General features: G+C 61.8%; 1 protein-coding gene. It reads left to right on the top strand.

All coding sequences use genetic code 11. From position 1 onward, the window contains the following. A partial coding sequence (locus ACP7EG_RS27595) for a non-ribosomal peptide synthetase (protein ID WP_426090238.1) occupies positions 1–2,789 on the top strand: 2,789 nt, incomplete at both ends.

Genomic DNA, 2,789 nt, shown 5'->3' with positions numbered 1-2,789 from the left:
ACACGGATGTGCGCACCATCTTTGGCGCGTCCAGTCTGCGCGGCCTGGCGCAGGCGCTCGATGCGCAGGCACCGGAGGCGAATCGCCCCTTCGCGGCGCCGCCGAACCTGATTCCCGCCAGCTGCACGCACATCACGCCGGAGATGCTGCCGCTGGTGGCGTTGAGCCAGCAGGAAATCGATACGCTGGCAGCGCTGGTACCCGGCGGTGCGGCGAATATCCAGGACATCTATCCGCTGGCGCCGTTGCAGGAAGGCATCTTGTTCCATCACCTGATGGCGCAGAAAAACGACCCCTACATCATGTCCATGGTATTGCGGATCAAGGATGGGGCGCGCCTGGATGCCTTTCTGGCCGCCTTGCAGGCGGTGGTCGATCGTCACGACGTGCTGCGCACAGCGGTGATGGCGCAACAGGTTTCGGTGCCGGTGCAGGTGGTGCATCGCCAGGCCTGTTTGCAAGTCAAGCCTTTAGTGCTGGCGCCCGGGGGGGATATCGAAACCCAGCTCGGCACCTACCTGGCGCAACCGCAGTCGATGGATCTGGCACGGGCTCCACTGATGCAGGTAAGCGTAGCCGCTGGCATGCAATCGAATGCGTGCTATTTGCTGCTGCAACTACACCATATTATTTCCGACCATCTTGGACTGGCGATGATACAAGATGAGTTGATGGCGCACATGCATGGAGAGGCGACGGGATTGGCCGCAGCAGTGCCGTATCGCGAGTTTGTCGCACATGGTTTGTATCAGGCGCGACATCAGAATGCTGAGGTATTCTTTCGGACTAAGCTGGCTGATGTCACCGAGCCGACAGCGCCATTCGGCTTAGTCGCTGTCCATGGGGACGGATCGCGTATCAAGGAAGTGCGACAGGAGCTTGATCCTGCGCTGGCTCGGCAGATCAGGACGGCTACGAAGCAGCACTCAGTCAGTACTGCGGCCTTGTTCCATGCTGCCTGGGCACGGGTTCTTGCCGCATGTGCAGGCAAGGAGGACGTTGTATTTGGCACCGTGTTTTCCGGACGCCTGCAAGGAACGCCGGGAGCTCACAGCATGTTGGGCATGTTTATTAATTTGTTGCCATTGAGATTGAAGTTGAGTGGGCAGGGAGTCTTGCAGATGTTGCGGCAGACCGAGGCGGAACTCGGTGACTTGCTTCCATACGAACAAGCATCTTTAACGTTGGCGCAGCGTTGTTCTGCATTGCCCGTTAGTACGCCCTTATTCAGTTCCATGCTCAACTACCGCCGGTCGGAGGTTGCACAGGCAGGCAGTCGTGCAGAGATGGCAGGTGTTGAATTGCTCGCATCCCAAGAGAGAACCAACTACCCGTTGACTCTTTCTATTGACGATATGGATGTCGGTTTTGCACTTGATTTGCAGCTTGATGATAGTGTGGACGCCGCCCGCGTGCTGGGCTACATGGAAGCGGTATTGGCCGGGCTGTCCGAAGCCTTGTTGGTCGAGCCTGACAAGGCGGTGCTCGACGTGGCGGTCTTGCCGGCCGGCGAGCGCGCATACCTGCTGCAGACGCTGAACGCGACGCAGGCGAACTATCCGCAGGAGCATTGCATCCATGAGCTGTTCGAAGCGCAGGTGGCGCGCACGCCAGCGCAGGTGGCGCTGGTCTATGGTGATGAGCAATTGACGTATGCGCAGCTCAATGCGCGGGCGAATCAACTGGCGCATGCGCTGCGGGCACGCGGCGTTGGCCCGGACGTGCTGGTGGGGCTGTGCGTGGAGCGCAGCCTGGAGATGATGGTGGGCGTGCTGGCGATCCTCAAGGCGGGCGGCGCGTATGTGCCGCTGGACCCGGCGTATCCGCAGGAACGCCTGGCCTACATGGCCGAGGACAGCGGCCTGGCGCTGATCGTGACGCAGCAGGCCTTGCTGGAGAAGGCTGGATCGCTGGTGCGGCAGGCAGGCAGCTTGCAACTGCTGTGTTTGGATGACGGGGCAGGGCTGCCGTACGATGCGCAGAACCTGGCGCGCCTGGACGGGCATGGTGCTGCGAGCTTGGCGTATGTCATTTATACCTCCGGTTCGACGGGCAAGCCGAAAGGGGTGATGGTCGAGCATGGCAATGTGCTGCGCCTGTTTGCTGCCAGCGCTGCGCACTTCCACTTTAATGCAGACGATGTCTGGACCCTGTTCCATTCCTATGGTTTCGATTTTTCGGTGTGGGAAATGTGGGGTCCGCTGCTGCACGGCGGCCGTTTGCTGGTGGTGCCATACTGGATCAGCCGTTCGCCGGCCGATTTCCATGCGCTGCTGGTGCGGGAACGGGTGACGATCCTGAACCAGACGCCGAGTGCGTTTGCCGCCCTGATGGAGGTGGATCAGGAGCACCCGGCGGCGCTGGCCCTGCGCTGCGTGATCTTTGGCGGCGAGGCGCTGCAGGCGTCGAACCTGGCGCCATGGGTGGCGCGCCACGGCGACCAGCGGCCGCAACTGGTGAACATGTATGGCATTACGGAGACGACGGTGCACGTGACGTACCGGCGTTTGCTGCAGGCTGATGTGCTCGATACGAGCGGAGCCAGCGATATTGGGCGTCCGCTGGCGGACTTGGGGGCGCTGGTGCTGACACCGCGCCTGGAGCTGGCGCCGTTCGGTGTCGTTGGCGAGCTGTATGTGGGTGGTGCGGGCCTGGCGCGCGGCTATCTGCACCGTCCGGAACTGACGGCGGAACGCTTCATCGCCAACCCGTATCACGAGGCCGGCACGGCGGGCAGCAGCGCGCGGCTGTACAAGACAGGCGATCTGGTGCGCTACCTGGCCGATGGC

The organism is Janthinobacterium sp. PSPC1-1, from assembly GCF_049897625.1.
Classification (GTDB): domain Bacteria; phylum Pseudomonadota; class Gammaproteobacteria; order Burkholderiales; family Burkholderiaceae_D; genus Janthinobacterium; species Janthinobacterium tructae.
The sequence above is the reverse complement of the archived record's forward strand: the minus strand, read 5'-3'. Positions and strand labels throughout refer to the sequence as shown.